Below are 16,130 nucleotides of genomic sequence, written 5' to 3' on the forward strand. Positions count from 1 at the left end.
AGCGGTGAATAATGATTAGGCTGTGGCTTTGCCCGCCTTGTTGGCCATATAAAACACCACCGAGATATACGAGCCGAGCAAGAATACATACAGCGCCAGATACATCACCAAGGTGCTCAGCACCATGCCGCTAGGCACATTCGATACCGCATCGGCGGTTTTTAGTACGCCGTGTACCAGCCATGGCTGGCGACCAATTTCGGTGACGTACCAGCCCGCCACGGTGGCGACCCAACCGCTAAAGGTCATGCCGATCAGTAGCTTGCTAACGAGTGGAGTAGGCTCGCCTTGGCGACGTATTTGCCACGCGGCCAACCAGCTAGCGAGCAGCATCAACATACCCACCCCAGCCATAATCCGAAACGCCCAGAAGACTTTCGCCACCGGCGGGTGCTCGGTAAATTCGTTAAGGCCTTTGATTTCGCCATTCAGATCGTGCGTCAAGATCAAGCTCGCAACTTTGGGAATGCCGATGGCGAAGTCATTGCTGCGCGTTTCGCCATTGGGCAGCGCAAACAACATCAGCGGCGCGCCGCGCTCGGTGTGCCATACGCCTTCGATTGCAGCGATTTTGGCGGGTTGGTGTTTCAGCGTGTTCAAGCCATGCATATCGCCAACAAAAATTTGCAGCGGAATCAAAACTGCGGCTAAGAACACCCCCGTTTTCAGTGCCGCTTGAACCGCGGCTTGGCGCTGGCCTTTAAGCCACTGAAATGCTGACACACCCGCAACCAAAAATGCCACCGTCAGGCCTGAGGCTATCAGCATATGCGTCAGGCGGTACGGCATCGATGGGTTAAAAATCACTGCTAGCCAGCTGGTTACATGTGCTTGACCGTTGATCATTTCAAAGCCCGTCGGCGTTTGCATCCACGAGTTGAGCACAATAATCCAGAAGGCGGATAGCGTGGTCCCTCCGGCTACCAGTACGGTGGCCAGCGTATGCATGCGGTTGCTAACCTTTTTTTGCCCGAACAGCATAATGCCCAGGAAAGTTGCCTCAAGGAAAAACGCCGTTAGCACTTCATACGCTAGGAGTGGCCCTGCGATATTGCCCACGGCCATCATAAAGCCGGGCCAATTGGTGCCAAACTGAAAACTCATCGTAATGCCGCTGACCACCCCCAGCGCAAAGGTCAGCGCAAAAATTTTCACCCAGAAGCCATAGGCTTGCATCCACTTGTCATCGCCTGTCTTGTTAAAGCGCAGCTTGAAAAACAACAACACCCAGCCCATCGCAATGCTGATGGTGGGGAACAGAATATGAAATGTGATATTGGCGGCAAACTGTATCCGCGCCAGCACCAGCGGGTCGAGTAGGGCATCGGTCGGCATGTTTATTCCTTATCGCTGTTTGATTCACTGCCACCTAAAAAGGCGGGTAGTTTTTGCTTGAGCTCTAAAAATTTTTGTACCTGCGCGCCCAGTTTCATCAGCTTTTGCAGTGTTTCCACATCGAGGCGCTGAATATCGCTAAACCAGCTGGTCGTTAGGTCGATCAAATCGTGCATTTGTGCCATGCGCGCTTGCGCGTGCTTGTCAGCGTCGTTGCTCGGCGTTTCTAGTAGTGCGCCGCGCAGCATCGTCAGCGTTGGGTCGACTTCCCGTTTTTTGCGCTCTTCGGCCAGCGTTTGAAAAATCACCCACACATCGTCGGGCGTTGAATAGTATTCGCGCCGATCACCGGGCAAGTGCTGCAACTTCACTAGCCGCCACGACACCAGCTCTTTCAGTCCCATCGAAATATTCGAGCGCGAAAAGCCCAGTGCTTCGGCCATTTCGTCCGCGTTCAGTGGCTTTTCGCTGACGAACAGCAGTGCATACATCTGGCCGACGGTGCGGTTAATGCCCCAATGGCTGCCCATTTCGCCAAAGTGCAGCACAAAAGATTGGATGAGTGGTGTGAGGTTCATGGAGGTTTTGAATTTTCAGTAATTTGTGAAATTTGATCTGGATCATATTCTTGCGCCTGTGGAGATGCAATGCGCAAAGGGGATTGTATTTTTCTATGCCTTCAATAGAGAAAAACTAAGGCGCTCGCGACACGTTTGTCATATTCCAGACAGGTACGTAATAAAATTTCAAGTTACAATGCGCGCAGCAAAGGTGAGTCGCCGCGCATTGATTTGCGTGGTGAGCTTTAAACGGGAAACAGGTGTAAAACCTGTGCTGCCCCTGCAACGGTAACTCAGTTAAGTCGATCCAGCGGTCAAGCCGCAACCACTGTTTGGCATACCAAATGGGAAGGGGGTCGATGGGCCACGGCCACTGATCAGCCCGGATACCGGCCTTGCCAGCACTGCCTTCGGTAGTGCAGATTCGTACGGCAGGGTGACCGTGGCGACAGAATCTGTGCGTTTGCCGTACTCTGTTTCCCTTTCGATTTGAAGTCTCCTGCCGTTTTATCAATGCAATACACTGTGGGTGTATTGCTGGAGACTTTAATGACACCGCGTTTTTCAAAGCTATACCTAATCTGTTTATCTGCCATCGCGACCATGGCACATGCTGATGTAACTCAACTCGACGAAGTTGTGGTCACGGCAGCCCGCGTGGCCCAGCCCGCGCGCGAAGTCGTTGGCGACGTCACGATTCTGACGCAACAAGAGATTGCCAGCCAAGGCAATACTAGCCTGCCTGAATTATTAGCGCGCCAACCGGGCGTGCAAATCACCAGCAACGGCGGCGCGGGCAAATCGGGCGGCGTGTTTATTCGCGGTGCCAGTGCAAACCAAACTGTGGTGCTGATCGACGGCGTACGCTATGGCTCGGCAACCACTGGGCAAGCGGCCTTACAGCATTTGCCGCTGGCACAAGTTGATCGGATTGAAATCTTGCGCGGCCCTGCTGCGAGCTTGTACGGTGCGGATGCGATTGGTGGCGTGATTCAGATTTTCACCAAACGCGGCGGCAAGGGTTTTACACCTAGCGTCGAAGTTGGCTACGGCACACAAAACAGCGTCGAGGCCAGCGCAAGTTTGGCGGGCGGCAACGAGCAAACACGTTACTCAATTGGCCTCGCGCACAGCAAAACCGACGGCGTGAGCGCCTTGGTGTTACCGAAATACCAGAAATACAATAGCGATGATGATGGCTACGAAAACAATAGCCTATCGGCCAATTTCAGCCATCAATTTAACGCGGCCAACGAAGTTGGTGCTAGCTTGTTGCTGGCCAAAGTAAACAACCACTACGACAACGCGTACGCGGCGAAATACTACGATTACCGCGACGAAGGCACCAACGGTAGCGCGACGGTGTGGAGCAAAAACCAGTTCACCAGCAATTGGACCAGCAAAATCCAAGCCGGTAGCAGTATCGACGATAGCTACAGCTACGCGCCAGCCAAAACGCCAGCGTTGGAAGAAACGCGCATCAAAACTCGCCAAAACCAATTGGCGTGGCAGAACGACATTAAAGTGGGCCCCGGTGTGGCGACCTTGGGCGTAGAAACCTTGGTGCAAGACGTGTCGAAAACCGGCGGCAACTACACGGTAGATCACCGTCGTATCAATAGTCTGCTGGGCGGCTATTTGGCCAATTTGGGCGACTTTACGCTACAAGCCAATCTGCGTAGCGATGACAATTCGCAATTTGATCGCCAAACCACCGGCACCTTGGGCGGCGCGTGGCAAGCAACGGATAACATCCAATTGGGCGCCAGCTACGGCACCGGTTACCAAGCGCCAACGTTTAACCAACTGTATTGGCCAAACTGGGGTAACCCAAACCTGAAACCGCAAGAATCAGAAGGCGGTGAAGTATTTGCGCGTTACCAAACTAATCAGCTGAAACTGGGCGCCACGCTGTATCGCAATGAAGTGAAAGACTTTATTTTGAACGATCGTAATGCCGTCAAAAACGTGGATAAAGTGCGCCTGTCAGGTCTGACCTTAACGGCCGATTGGGCCAAAGACGGTCTGGAAGCGGGCTTTAGCTACGATTACCTTGATGCGCTGGATCAGAAAAATGATCGCCAGCTTGAATTGCGCGCGAAAAATTCAGGCGTGGTTTACGCCGGTTTGAGTACCAGTCAATGGCGCGTCCGCGGTGAAATGCAGGCACAAGGCCAGCGCTTTGATGATGTGTACGGTGAAGGACGCAAGACTTTAGCGGGCTACGCGCTGTTTAATCTGGTTGGCGAATATCAAGTGGCCAAAGACTGGGCCGTGACCGCTCGTGTGAACAACGTGTTTGATAAAGAGTACACGCAAGTGTACGACTACAGCACCGTTGGCCTGAACGGCATGCTGAGCGTGCGCTGGTCGCCGAAGTAATCATGTTGCTACTGCACTCGCCATTGATGTTATTGCTGGCGCTGGCCTTTGGGCTGGCGCTGGAGTGGCGTATTGGCGAGCCACGCCGTTTTCACCCGCTGGTGGGCTTTGGCGGGTGGGTGAAACGGCTGGAGCAGCGGCTAAATCACTTCAGTCGCCATGGAAAATATACGGGTATTGCGCTGGGGGCTTTTTCAGTATTGATCTTGGTGGCAATACCCTGTGTTATATATGGTTTGATACAAACCTATCTGCTGCGATTAAGTACAGATGATTTTAATTGGATCAGTGCGCTGCTGGTGCTGCTCAATGGGGCTGCACTGTGGTTTGCGCTCGGCGCCAATAGTCTGCTGTCGCATGTGCGAGCGATTGCCACGCCATTAATCGCCGGCGATGTACCCGCTGCGCGCGTGGCGCTGAGCATGATTGTTAGCCGTGATTGCAGCCAGCTCACTGAAACCGAAATCGCCAAGGGCGCGATTGAGTCCAACCTAGAAAACGGCGCTGACGCGATATTTTCCACTTTGTTTTGGTTTATGTTACTCGGCGGGCTTGGTGCGATTGCGCACCGGCTGGCCAACACGCTCGATGCGATGTGGGGCTATCGCACGCCGCGTTTTAATTATTTTGGCCGCTGCGCCGCGCGGCTTGATGATGTGCTTAATTTTACTCCTGCCCGATTAACCGCTTTGTCATATACCTTGCTCGGTCAAACTCGTGCGGCATGGCAAAGCTGGCGCACTCAAGCCCCACAATGGGATAGCCCGAATGCTGGCCCGGTGATGGCGGCGGGCGCGGGCGCTTTGGGCATCACCTTGGGCGGTAATGCGATTTACCACGGCCAGATCGAGCAACGCACCGATTTGGGCGCTGGGCCAGCGCCGCAGGCGGGCGATATTGCCCGTAGTATGATGCTGGTGAAAAAAACGCTGGCGCTGTGGCTGCTTTGTTGCGTAGCCTTGCTGCTACTCGCATGGGTGATCGGTTGATGGAGACAGGGACAAAATGAATAGCGCACCACGGCACGGCGGCAATTTACGTACTTTGATGGCCAATTTTGGCGGCACACTGGCCGACTGGATCGACTGCTCGACCGGCATTGCGCCGTATAGCTACTCCTTGCCTCAAATGCCGGTTGAAGTGGCGCAGCGCCTGCCGCACCCGACCGCCGAGTTTGAACAAGTTGTCGCCGACTATTACGGTAGCCGCGCATTTATGCCGGTCGCTGGTTCGCAAGCGGCGATTGCTGCGCTACCGACGATGCGCAGCGCAGGCAAAGTCGGCGTGCTGCGTGCCTCGTACGCCGAGCACGCGTGGCGCTGGCAATTGGCTGGCCATACGGTGGTGACGCTCAACCCCAATGAAATTGAATATGCCGTCCAACATCTAGATGTGCTGGTGCTGGTGAACCCGAATAATCCCGATGGGCTGATTTGGTCACGCGAGACCCTATTGGCCTTGCACCACACCTTGGCCGCGCGCGGCGGTTGGTTGATTATCGACGAAGCCTTTATCGACGCGATTGATGGCGCTGGTGCGCAGAGTTTATGCGCGGATGCAGAGCGAGAAGGGCTGATCGTGCTCCGTTCGGTGGGTAAATTTTTTGGCCTAGCCGGTGTGCGCCTTGGCTTTGTGTTTGCGCACGCAGCACTGCGCGAGAGGCTGGCGCAGCAAATCGGGCCGTGGAATGTCAGCGGCCCCGCGCTGTGGGCAGGCCAATTGGCCTTGGCTGATCGCGCTTGGCAAGGCGCGCAACGTACGCGCTTGGCCGCCGATGGCGCATGGCTGTCCGCTTTGCTCACTGAAGTGGGCTTGCCGCCACGCGGCAGCCATCCGCTGATGCAGTTTTGCCTAGTGAAAAATATTGATCAATGGGGGTATGCCTTGGCGTGCAATAAAATCTATAGTCGCCCATTCAATACCCTCGATATTGGCGTTGACGCTATTCGCTTCGGCGCGCTCGCACTCGATCAGCGCGCCACGTTTGAACAACGCTTGCGCCTAGCCGCCAGCCAAGTCGCCTAAATCATAAGGATGTTTTAATGAAAGGCCCGCAACGCATTACTTGTTTGAGTAGTGAAACCGTCGAAGTGCTGTATGCGCTGGGGCAGCAGCATCGCATCGCTGGCATTACCGCTTTTGCGCGCCATCCGGCGGGCGTGACCAAGAATCACCCGATCATTAGCGGTTTTTCGACCGCCAAAGCCGACAAAATCTTTGCTGTTGAGCCTGATCTGATTCTGGCGTATTCCAGCTTGCAAGGCGAGATTGTTAAAGAATGCATTTTAGCCGGTTATGAGGTGCATTTTTTCAATCAAAAATCCATCGCCGGTATTTTCAATATGATCCGCACACTGGGCTTGCTACTCGATTGCAGCGAACGTGCCGAAACATTGATCGCCCAGCTACAAAGCCAGCTCGACAATGCCCGCTTTGTCGCCGCAACATTCAGCCAGCGCCCGAGAGTGTATTTCGAAGAATGGCATACGCCGTTGTATACCGGCATACGCTGGGTATCCGAGCTGATCGCGATTGCTGGTGGCGTTGATGTCTTTGACGATATTTCACATGCGCCACGCGCCAAAGATCGCGCCGTGATGCCCGAGCAGGTGATCGCCGCTGCACCTGAGCTGATTTTGGGTAGTTGGTGCGGGCAAAAATTTGATACACAAGCGGTAATGCAACGTGAGGGCTGGCAACACATTCCCGCCGTTGCGCAGCGCCAAGTATTTGAAATCGCTAGCGAAGATTTGCTGGTGCCCGGCATTACCGCGATTTCGCGTGGCCTGCCGCTGATTCAATCCTATATTCGAGATTTTCAACATGTCTGAACAAAGCCGTAACGAGCGCCATGCCGCGCGCATGCAACGTAAAAAAGCCATCATCGACCAGCATATCGCCGAAGCGAATATCGACACCGGCATCATGATTTTGCTCACCGGCAACGGCAAAGGGAAATCATCATCGGCCTTTGGCATGGTGGCGCGTGCGATTGGCCACGGCATGAAAGTGGGCGTGGTGCAATTTATTAAAAACCGCACCGACACCGGCGAAGAAGCTTTTTTGGGTAAACACTGCGAATGGCATGTGATGGGCGACGGGTTTACGTGGGAGACACAAAATTTCGAAGCCGACAAAGCACGCTCTGAAGAAGCGTGGGCGATGGCCGTCAAAATGCTGAACGATCCAAGTTACGACGTGGTCGTGCTCGACGAGCTGACCTATTGCTTGTCATATGGTTATCTCGATAAAACCACCATCGTGCGCGACATCGAATCGCGCCCAGAAATGCAGCATGTCGTCGTCACCGGCCGTGCGGCGGTAGCCGAATTGCGCGAAATTGCCGACACGATTACTGAACTGAACGACGAGAAGCATGCTTACAAAGCGGGGATCAGAGCCCAGAAAGGCTTGGAGTGGTAAAAACGGCTTGAGTCATGCTGCCCACCACGTGATCGCAGCTCGGGCGGTACTCGACAGATATGCAGCCTCATGCACTGTGCAGTACATTCCGATTTCTGCGTTCCGGCCGCGCAACGCTGACGGGCGCTTGCTATGACTCAACCTCGTTTTTGTACATTTTTTGAGAGTGGTCGGTGAATGTCTGAATTGAAAAGCTTGTTAAAAAAAACACTCCACGAAGAAATCCCGCTAACGCGCGAAATTTGCATTTCAGTCATCACCGCCAGCCCGCAACTGATCGAGCTGTCCGCGCCGCTAGCGCCAAACATTAACCACAAATGCACGGCATTTGGCGGGAGTTTGTACGCGGTGGCGGTATTGGCGGGTTGGAGCATGGTCTTTGCCCGCCTGCACGCCGCCGGTCTGCACGCGCATATCGTGATTCAGGACGCACAGATTGAATATTTACTGCCTGTGGTTGAAACCATCAACGCACGCTGTGAATTGGTAAGTAATGTTGAGTTTGATCGTTGCCTGAAACTATTTAGCCGCAAAGGGCGAGGGCGGATTGCGCTGGATGTGCAGATCGTCACGCAGCAGGGGCTGGCGGTGAGGTTTTGTGGGAATTATGTTATTCATGTGTAGACCGAATATGCAGGGGTTTACTTTACACTATTTTGAGTGTTGTTCTCAAAATTTAGGGGTGTTTTGATGAATGTTGAAAATTTAATTTCAATTATTTCTGCTGTTATTATTTATCTATTCGGTCAGTATGTATTGAAGATTGTAATTGAGCCGGCTCAGCAGCTGAAGAAAACAATTGGGGAATTTAATCACTTTATTTTGTGTTATGGGGGTCGCGTAATTCCAAATTATACATATGTCAAAGATGAGGAATCGCATTTTGCATACTCTGAATGTGTGAAACTATCGGCAAAAATCGTCGCGGATTGTAGTGTTATTCCTTTTTATTCTGTAGTCTCATTCTTGTTTTTGTTGCCGAGAAAAAATAAAATTACTCAAGCAGCTATTGAATTGAATGCGCTTGCAAATTTCTGTTTTTCTAAGAATGAAGATGTTCATGAAATTGTGAGCGCAAAAATTAAGAATATTAAGTCTATTTTATGTCTGAAATGAATAACTTTGTTACCAGTTGCATACTGATTGCAGCGCCTTCATCAGGCTCAGGCAAAACCACCATCACCGCTGGTTTAGCGTGGCTGTATCGCCGCCAAGGCAAGCGCGTCAAAGTGTTTAAATGCGGGCCGGATTTTCTCGACCCACTGCTGCTCGGTTTTGCCAGTGGCTCACCGGTGGATAATCTCGATTTATGGCTGGTCGGTGAAGATCTGTGCCGCCAGATGCTGGCTGAAGCTGCCCGTGATTACGATGTGGTGCTGATCGAATCGGTAATGGGCTTGTTTGATGGCGAGCCGAGCACGGCTGATTTGGCGGTGAAGTTTGGCTTGCCAGTGCTGGCGGTGATCGACGCGGGCGCGATGGCGCAGACCTTTGGCGCGCTGGCGTTTGGCCTAGCGCATTATCGAGCTGATTTGCCGTTTTATGGCGTGTTGGCCAATAAGGTAGCTGGTGAGCGCCATGCGCAGATGCTGCAAGAGTCGGCTAAATCTGAACACTGGATGGGTTGGGCCGGAAAAGTCGAGCCCTTGCCTGAGCGTCATTTGGGTTTGGCCTTACCCGAAGAAATCCCCGATCTGGCGGCCAAGCTTGATGCGATTGCCGATGCCTTGGCGACTCAGCCCATTGCGCAATTAGCTAAGCCAATTGCAATGGCTGCGCCTGTTTGTTTTGAAGTTAAACCGCTGCTTGCTGGCAAGCGCATCGCTATCGCGCGTGATGCGGCGTTTTGTTTTATTTACCCGGCCAATTTACGCTGCTTGGAATTGCTCGGCGCTGAATTGCGATTCTTCTCGCCACTGGCGCACGAGTCTTTGCCAGAATGCGATGCGGTGTATCTGGCGGGCGGCTACCCCGAGTTGCACGCCGATACCTTGGCGGCGCACCCGAGTATTCGTACCGACTTGGCTGCGCATATCGCGGCGAAAAAACCAATTTGGGCTGAATGCGGCGGCATGCTGGCGTTGGGCGATTCGCTTACTTTGGTCGATGGCAGCGTCAAACCGATGTGGGGCTTATTCCCCGCACGCGCCACGATGCAAACGCGCTTGGCCGCGCTGGGTTCGCAAAGCTTGAACTTCGGCTCAGGCGGCGACGGCGAAATTCGCGGGCATACTTTCCATTATTCAACTATGGCGACTGAAATGACCCCCGTTGCGTATGGTGCGCCATGCCGCTTAGGATCTAATGGTGAGGCACTATACACACATGGGTATATTCGCGCTTCGTATATCCACGCTTGGTTTATGAGTAATCCGGTGGCAACTGCTGCCTTGTTTGGAGCCGTAGTATGAAGTTGGCCATTTCTTTCGTGGCTAGCGTTTTGTTCGCCAGCACGGCGGCGCAGGCTGCGATTACCGTTAAAGACGACGTCGGCAATACGATTACTTTGGCGCAACCGGCGAAGCGCATCATCAGTTTGGCGCCGCATGTGACTGAGGATTTGTTTGCGATTGGCGCGGGAAAACTGATCGTCGGCGCGGTGAACTACAGCGATTACCCGCCCGAGGCGAATAAAATCGAGCGCATTGGCGGCTACAACGGTTTTGATCTGGAGCGCATCCGCGCGCTGAAACCCGATTTGATCATCGGCTGGGCCAGCGGCAATCCTGAACGCCAGCTCGATCAGATTAAAGCGCTGGGCTTTCCGGTGTTTTTAACCTTCTCGAAAAAAATGGCCGACGTCCCGACAGTGCTCGAACGCATGGGCGAAATGACTGCGCTGCAAGCGGGAGCCGGCAAAGCGGCCAAGCAATACCGCGATCAGCTTGCGCAGCTAGAAAAAACCTATACGGGTCGCAAACCGGTACGCGTGTTTTATCAAATCTGGGATCGGCCTTTGATGACAATTAATAACACGCAGATTATTTCGGACGTGATGCGAGTTTGCGGTGGCGTGAATGTGTTTGGCACGCAAAGCGATTTAACGCCTAAAGTCGACGTTGAGGCGGTGTTGGCGGCCAACCCCGATGTGATTATGACCAGCGGCGAACCCGGTATGAAATCGGATTGGTTAGCGCCGTGGAAGAAATGGAAAAACCTCAAAGCCACTCAGAATAATCAGTTTTATATCCTGCCCAAAGACAGCGTGAACCGCATGGGCCCGCGTTTGGTTGAAGGTGGCAAGGCAATGTGCGACGCGCTCGATAAGGCGCGGCAATGAATTTACAGCGCCTAACGCCGCAAAAAGTGATCGTCACGCTGGGCGTGCTTGGGCTCTTGCTGCTGCTGGCAGTGGCGGCGAGCCTGTGCTTTGGCTCGACCAATTACCGCCCATGGCAACTCTGGAGTAGTGGCGACGAGGCGGCGCTGGCGCGCGATGTGGTACTCGAATTACGTTTGCCGCGCACCTTAGCCGCGATTGCCGTGGGTGGTTTGCTCGCGCTGGCGGGCACCTTGCAGCAAGTGCTGCTGCGCAATCCATTGGCAGACCCCTACATCTTGGGTACTTCTGGCGGGGCCAGTGTCGGTGCGCTGTTGGCGCTCTTACTCGGGGCGGGTACTTTGGGGGTGAATCTGGCAGCGGGCGGCGGGGCGTTGCTGAGTATTTTGATCGTTTTTTTGCTCGCGGGTAGTGATCATTCGAGTACGCAAACGCGGCTATTGCTAACCGGCGTGGCGCTGGCGGCGTTTTGCGGCGCCTTATCGTCTTTGCTGCTCAGCATGGCGCCCGATGGGCTTTTGCGCGGTATGATTTTTTGGTTAATGGGCGATTTGGCGGGGGCGCAGTGGCAAACCGCGCTGGTCTTTCTTGCTGCACTGCTGGTTTTGCTGTGGCCGCTGGTGCGTGAACTTAATATCATGGGTATGAGCTCGGAAGCGGCATATTCACTGGGCTTGAATCACAATACCCTGCGTTGGATTTTGTACTTTGCCGCCGCGCTGGCGAGTGCGCTGGCGGTGACCACGGCGGGCATGATCGGCTTTGTCGGCCTCATCGTGCCGCATGCATTGCGGCTGATCATTGGGCAGGACTTGCGTTTGTTGCTGCCTGCGGCAGCGTTGGCGGGTGGCATTGTGCTGCTGCTGGCCGATATTCTAGCCCGCACCTTGATCGCGCCACAGCAGCTGCCGGTCGGCGTGGTCATGGCCTTGCTCGGTGTGCCGGTGTTTCTGTACCTGTTGTCACGTCGGAGGCGGGTATGAGTTTACTCAGCGTGCACAATCTGACTTTGCAGCAGGGCGATCGGGTACTGGTGCAAGATTTAAATCTAACCATCACGCAAGGCGAAGCGTGGATCGTGCTGGGCGAAAACGGTTGCGGCAAGAGTACGCTGCTCTCAGCTTGGGCGGGCTGGTTTAAGCCGCAGCATGGGCATATTGAGCTCAATGGTGTGCCTTTATCGAATGTGTTGCCCGCGCAGCGCGCAAAGGTGCTGGCGTGGCAAACGCAGCATGATGAATGCCCGTTTCCCTTGTCGGTGCTGGAAAAAACGCTTACTGGCCGCCACCCGCACCTGGGCCGTTGGCAGTGGGAAAGCGCAGCCGATCTGGCGCTGGCGCGCGAGCAATTGGCGCGACTCGATTTGCAAGGCTTCGATCAGCGAGATTTGGCGAGTTTATCGGGTGGTGAGCGCCGCCGTGTATCGCTGGCCACCGCGCTCACACAGCAAGCACCGCTGATGCTGCTGGATGAACCGCTATCGCAGCTCGACCTACGCCATCAGCAACAAGCCTTGCAAGTGCTGCGTACTGAGCGTGCGGCAGGGCGCAGCATCGTGATGGTCAGCCACGACCCTAACCACGCAGCACAATGTGCCACACACGCCTTGCTGCTATTTGGTGATGGAAAGTGGTCAGCTGGGGTATTGGCTGAGGTGTTAAATTCAGAATCGCTTAGCAGGCTATACCATTACCCTGTATCTCTTGTTCGGCAGAATGGCAAAAGCTGGTTTGTGCCGCAGCAGTGATGCTTGGAGTAGGTAGGACGTATTCGACGCGTAGCGGCAATACGCCTGTGTGAGGAAGTGCGGGAAGTTGGCGTAGCGCCTGCGGCGATTGCGTCCTACAACACTTCAGCGTTCGTTTTTTACATATGCACCCAAACACCACAATCGACAAAATAGGTATGGAAATCCTCAACTTCGAAGTTATACACCCGCACTTTCAGGTAAGGATCATCGTCATCCCAATCGTCTTCGGTAGGGTCATATTCCCCAGGAATAAACTTCCGTCCGCGATTAAAGTCGGTCAAATTGCCATAATCATGTCTATTCGGGTCTTGAAGCAGCGGAATAAAGCCTACACCCTGCTCCTTCGTGCAATAAACCGGAAGAATTGCCGATACCATTGCCAACGAACCATCCGATAACTGAACATGGTGTTTATAACGAATCAGTTCATCCGCAGGCAACCAGCCGATCTCTGTAAAGGTTGAACTTGAAACCAGCTCACCATTAGCCAGCTCGCGCCATTCTTCTTTTTCTTCGACCACCCAGAACGGGTGATTTGCCGTTGGATAAATGACCTTAGTTTTCTCACCAACCTTGACACGAAGTTCCAAAATTTCCTTCGCTTCGTGCACAAAGGTTTTGACCACGCGCTTATATTGTTGCCCACCGTCACCATTTTCGGGCTTAGACAACACCATATCGCCAACCTCGATTGCTTCAATGGGTTTAAGCCCTTGATCAGTCCACACTTGCGTGCCGGCTACCAAACCACCATTGCTAATTGAACGTGCTAGATTTTCGATCTTGTCTTGTGAGTGTGTTTGCAAAATTTGTCCTGTTTCCGTTGGCATTCGGGAGAGGTCTGAGGTGCGGTGAATTAAAGCTGGGTGTTCGATTGGCGCTATTAAACCTGAGTGTTCTTAAATTAGCGGCAATAAAAAGCCGTCTGACGACGGCTATTTTTTATTAAACTGCGGCTTCCATTTTCGGGCTGCGACCCATCAATTCGGCAATGATATCGCTGACTGCAACGTTGTCGAACAAGACTTGGCAGACCGAGCGGGTGATCGGCATTTCAATGCCTAGGCCTTCGGCTTGGCGCAGCACTTCACGCGCAGTCGGTACGCCTTCGGCGACGTGGCCGAGGTTTTTCAGTACGCCATCCAAATCTAAGCCTTGCGCCAGCAATAGCCCAACGCGGCGATTGCGCGATAGGTCGCCAGTGGCGGTCAGCATCAAATCGCCAATGCCCGCTAAGCCCATCATGGTTTCCGGTTTACCCCCAAGAGCCACGCAGAAACGTGCCATTTCGGCCAGACCACGGGTGAGTAGCGCGGCGCGGGCGTTTAGACCAAGGTTAAGGCCGTCGGCCACGCCAGCGGCAATCGCCATCACGTTTTTGACCGCCGCGCCGATTTCAACGCCGATGATGTCGTCCGACGCATACAGGCGCAGGATATTGGTGTTCAGATCATTGACTACTTGCTGCGCAAAAGCGGCGTCGCTGGCGGCAATCGTCACTGCGGCGGGCAGGCCTTTGGCGACTTCTTGCGCAAAGCTCGGGCCAGATAACATGCCACGCGCGATGTGGGTGGGCATTTCTTGTTCAGCGACTTGGTGCGGTAGCAGCATTGTGCCAGCTTCGAGGCCTTTGCACGCCCAGAGAACCGGCGCGGTGTTGCCCAGCTCCGCCAGTGCTTTTAACGTGCCGCGCAGCCCCGACATCGGGGTGACGATCAAAATAAGGCCCGCGCCTGCAATCGCATCGGCCATCGAGTGGCTAACGGTGAGCGTATCGGGGAAAGATGCGTTGGGTAGGTAGCGGGTATTGCAGCGTTCTTGCTGCATTAGCGCGACTTGATCTGCTTCGCGTGACCACAGGGTAACAGCTTGACGATCGGCGAATCGAATCGCCAATGCGGTGCCCCAGGCACCTGCGCCTAACACGGCCAGTTTCAAAGGAATTCTCCTATCTAGGTTTAAGCGCCCCAGACGTCTTCGATGCGGATGTAGCCAATGGCGCCATCGCGGTGTTTGATTTTGAGCCAGCCAGTGCGGGTGTCTTGCAGTAGCTCGATCACCACATTGCGCTCGACTTTAAACAGTAGGGCTGAGTTGGCAGCGGCGTCTTTGCGTACTTCGGCCAAGCGATTGACCTGTACATAGCGGGTGCTGCTGACATCGGCTTTGGTGAGCCAGGCTAATGTGCCATCACGGTCGCGTACGCGCAGCCAGTTGCCTTGTTCGGCCAGTATCTCTAGCGGTATATTGGCGCTGAGTACAAAGCGTTTGGTGCTGCTCTCTTGCGGGGCGTCATACAAAATTACGCCATTGCGCGCGGTGGAGCGATATTCAAGCGCAAAAACACTACTAGCCAGGCTGGCTAGTAGTGTTGCGGCTAGTAGCGGCTTAATGAGTGGTTTGCTCATTGGCTTGCTGTGCTGCAGCTTGTTGACGCTGTTGGATATAGATCGCTTCGAAGTTGATCGGTTGCAATACCAGCGGAGGGAAGCCCGCGCGTGTAGTTAAATCAGACACGGCTTCGCGCAAGTATGGGAACAAGATGCTTGGGCAGCCAATGCCGAGCAGTGGGTCGAGTTCAGTTTCTGGTACGTTTTCAATCTGGAATAGGCCAGCTTGAGTGACTTCAACCAAGAATACAGTGCGGTCTTCAACTTTGGCCGTCGCAGTGACGGTCAGGCTGGCTTCAAAAAAACCATTGTCAAAGCTGCGAGCTTGGTTGCGGAACTGGATATTAAATTCTGGCTCGCCTTGCTCCATGAATGAGTTAGGTGCATTTGGGGACTCAAGCGAGATATCGGTAACGTAAAGTTTTTGTACTGCAAAAACCGGTTGTGCTTGTTCTTCTTGTGCTACTTGGTTTTCTTCGCTCATGGTCCATCCCTTGTGAGTCGGTTAGTTTATACAGGTATTGCTTTGGCTACATGAACCACCGCGCGCAAATCATCGCATAAAATGGCATCGGATGACCATGCTGGTGCAGTGGATGAGTAATAGATCACTACAATGGTTTACTGCCCATTTAGTAATGGTACTAATTTGCCAGCATGATCTAATGCTGCCAAGTCGTCGAAACCCCCTACATGATAATCATCAATATAAATTTGCGGCACAGTGCGGCGCTGAGTGCGCTCCATCATGATTTCGCGCTGGGCAGGGTCTAGGTCGACGCGGATTTTTTCCAGATTGCTTACGCCACGCTGGGTTAGTAATCGCTCTGCGCGATCGCAATAAGGGCAGTAGCCAGTACTATACATAAGCACTTTGGGCATGGGTGTACTCCAGTTTTGCTCAAAATTGAAGTTTGAGCCTTTTGTTATTCATGGTTGTTTATCTTGGGGTGGGGGGGCGATTCTGCAAGTATGGGTAATGCGCAGGTTAATGAGTCAAGTAAAAACAG

The 16,130-nt window shown here is 53.6% G+C and carries 18 protein-coding genes and 1 riboswitch; of the genes, 11 read left to right on the plus strand and 7 right to left on the minus strand.

The genetic code is table 11. From position 1 onward, the window contains the following. Positions 1-15 precede the first annotated feature (15 nt). Complete coding sequence (locus HZU75_RS15525; RefSeq protein WP_180306894.1) at positions 16-1,335, minus strand: cytochrome ubiquinol oxidase subunit I; 1,320 nt, start codon at positions 1,333-1,335, stop codon at positions 16-18. Between the two features lie 2 nt (positions 1,336-1,337). Beyond that, positions 1,338-1,913, minus strand: a complete 576-nt coding sequence (locus HZU75_RS15530; RefSeq protein WP_180306895.1) for a GbsR/MarR family transcriptional regulator — start codon at positions 1,911-1,913, stop codon at positions 1,338-1,340. Between the two features lie 174 nt (positions 1,914-2,087). Then, positions 2,088-2,307, plus strand: a riboswitch (cobalamin riboswitch). A gap of 137 nt (positions 2,308-2,444) precedes the next feature. Here HZU75_RS15530 and HZU75_RS15535 point away from each other — a divergent pair. From HZU75_RS15535 to HZU75_RS15585, 11 genes are all read left to right on the plus strand, one after another. Continuing rightward, on the plus strand, positions 2,445-4,277 hold the full coding sequence (locus tag HZU75_RS15535) for a TonB-dependent receptor domain-containing protein (protein WP_180306896.1): 1,833 nt from the start codon (positions 2,445-2,447) through the stop codon (positions 4,275-4,277). Positions 4,278-4,279: 2 nt separating this feature from the next. Next, positions 4,280-5,266, plus strand: a complete 987-nt coding sequence (gene cbiB / locus HZU75_RS15540; RefSeq protein ID WP_180306897.1) for an adenosylcobinamide-phosphate synthase CbiB — start codon at positions 4,280-4,282, stop codon at positions 5,264-5,266. Positions 5,267-5,282: 16 nt separating this feature from the next. Beyond that, positions 5,283-6,302, plus strand: a complete 1,020-nt coding sequence (gene cobD / locus HZU75_RS15545) for a threonine-phosphate decarboxylase CobD (RefSeq protein WP_180306898.1) — start codon at positions 5,283-5,285, stop codon at positions 6,300-6,302. 17 nt (positions 6,303-6,319) lie between these two features. Further along, on the plus strand, positions 6,320-7,108 hold the full coding sequence (locus HZU75_RS15550) for an ABC transporter substrate-binding protein (RefSeq protein ID WP_180306899.1): 789 nt from the start codon (positions 6,320-6,322) through the stop codon (positions 7,106-7,108). Beyond that, entirely contained in the window at positions 7,101-7,700 is a 600-nt protein-coding gene (gene cobO, locus HZU75_RS15555) for a cob(I)yrinic acid a,c-diamide adenosyltransferase (protein ID WP_180306900.1), read from the plus strand. The genes HZU75_RS15550 and cobO overlap by 8 nt, the downstream gene beginning before the upstream one ends. Positions 7,701-7,877: 177 nt before the next feature. Further along, a complete protein-coding gene (locus tag HZU75_RS15560) occupies positions 7,878-8,324 on the plus strand; it encodes a YiiD C-terminal domain-containing protein (RefSeq protein WP_180306901.1) in 447 nt (148 codons plus the stop codon). Between the two features lie 66 nt (positions 8,325-8,390). Beyond that, on the plus strand, positions 8,391-8,816 hold the full coding sequence (locus HZU75_RS15565; RefSeq protein ID WP_180306902.1) for a hypothetical protein: 426 nt from the start codon (positions 8,391-8,393) through the stop codon (positions 8,814-8,816). Continuing rightward, the gene (locus HZU75_RS15570; RefSeq protein ID WP_228028097.1) at positions 8,804-10,111 is read left to right on the plus strand and encodes a cobyrinic acid a,c-diamide synthase CobB; all 1,308 of its coding nucleotides are present in this window, start codon (positions 8,804-8,806) and stop codon (positions 10,109-10,111) included. Before HZU75_RS15565 ends, HZU75_RS15570 begins: the two co-directional genes overlap by 13 nt. Further along, positions 10,108-10,980 carry a cobalamin-binding protein gene (locus HZU75_RS15575; protein ID WP_180306903.1) on the plus strand — a complete coding sequence of 291 codons (873 nt, stop codon included), beginning with the start codon at positions 10,108-10,110 and terminating at the stop codon, positions 10,978-10,980. Before HZU75_RS15570 ends, HZU75_RS15575 begins: the two co-directional genes overlap by 4 nt. Continuing rightward, entirely contained in the window at positions 10,977-11,963 is a 987-nt protein-coding gene (locus tag HZU75_RS15580; RefSeq protein WP_180306904.1) for a FecCD family ABC transporter permease, read from the plus strand. The genes HZU75_RS15575 and HZU75_RS15580 overlap by 4 nt, the downstream gene beginning before the upstream one ends. Then, positions 11,960-12,727, plus strand: a complete 768-nt coding sequence (locus HZU75_RS15585) for an ABC transporter ATP-binding protein (protein WP_180306905.1) — start codon at positions 11,960-11,962, stop codon at positions 12,725-12,727. The genes HZU75_RS15580 and HZU75_RS15585 overlap by 4 nt, the downstream gene beginning before the upstream one ends. Positions 12,728-12,846: 119 nt before the next feature. Here the strand turns inward: HZU75_RS15585 and HZU75_RS15590 are convergent, their stop codons facing one another. The 5 genes from HZU75_RS15590 to grxC all read right to left on the minus strand — a co-directional run bounded on the left by HZU75_RS15590 (position 12,847) and on the right by grxC (position 16,002). Further along, positions 12,847-13,536, minus strand: a complete 690-nt coding sequence (locus HZU75_RS15590; RefSeq protein ID WP_180306906.1) for a polymorphic toxin-type HINT domain-containing protein — start codon at positions 13,534-13,536, stop codon at positions 12,847-12,849. Between the two features lie 139 nt (positions 13,537-13,675). After that, positions 13,676-14,668, minus strand: a complete 993-nt coding sequence (locus tag HZU75_RS15595) for an NAD(P)H-dependent glycerol-3-phosphate dehydrogenase (protein WP_180306907.1) — start codon at positions 14,666-14,668, stop codon at positions 13,676-13,678. A gap of 20 nt (positions 14,669-14,688) precedes the next feature. Further along, positions 14,689-15,138 carry an SH3 domain-containing protein gene (locus tag HZU75_RS15600; protein ID WP_180306908.1) on the minus strand — a complete coding sequence of 150 codons (450 nt, stop codon included), beginning with the start codon at positions 15,136-15,138 and terminating at the stop codon, positions 14,689-14,691. Next, positions 15,119-15,604, minus strand: a complete 486-nt coding sequence (gene secB / locus HZU75_RS15605) for a protein-export chaperone SecB (RefSeq protein ID WP_180306909.1) — start codon at positions 15,602-15,604, stop codon at positions 15,119-15,121. Before secB ends, HZU75_RS15600 begins: the two co-directional genes overlap by 20 nt. 137 nt (positions 15,605-15,741) lie before the next feature. Continuing rightward, positions 15,742-16,002, minus strand: a complete 261-nt coding sequence (gene grxC / locus HZU75_RS15610) for a glutaredoxin 3 (protein ID WP_180306910.1) — start codon at positions 16,000-16,002, stop codon at positions 15,742-15,744. Positions 16,003-16,130: the final 128 nt, after the last annotated feature.

Source organism: Chitinibacter fontanus, assembly GCF_013423785.1.
Taxonomy (GTDB): domain Bacteria; phylum Pseudomonadota; class Gammaproteobacteria; order Burkholderiales; family Chitinibacteraceae; genus Chitinibacter; species Chitinibacter fontanus.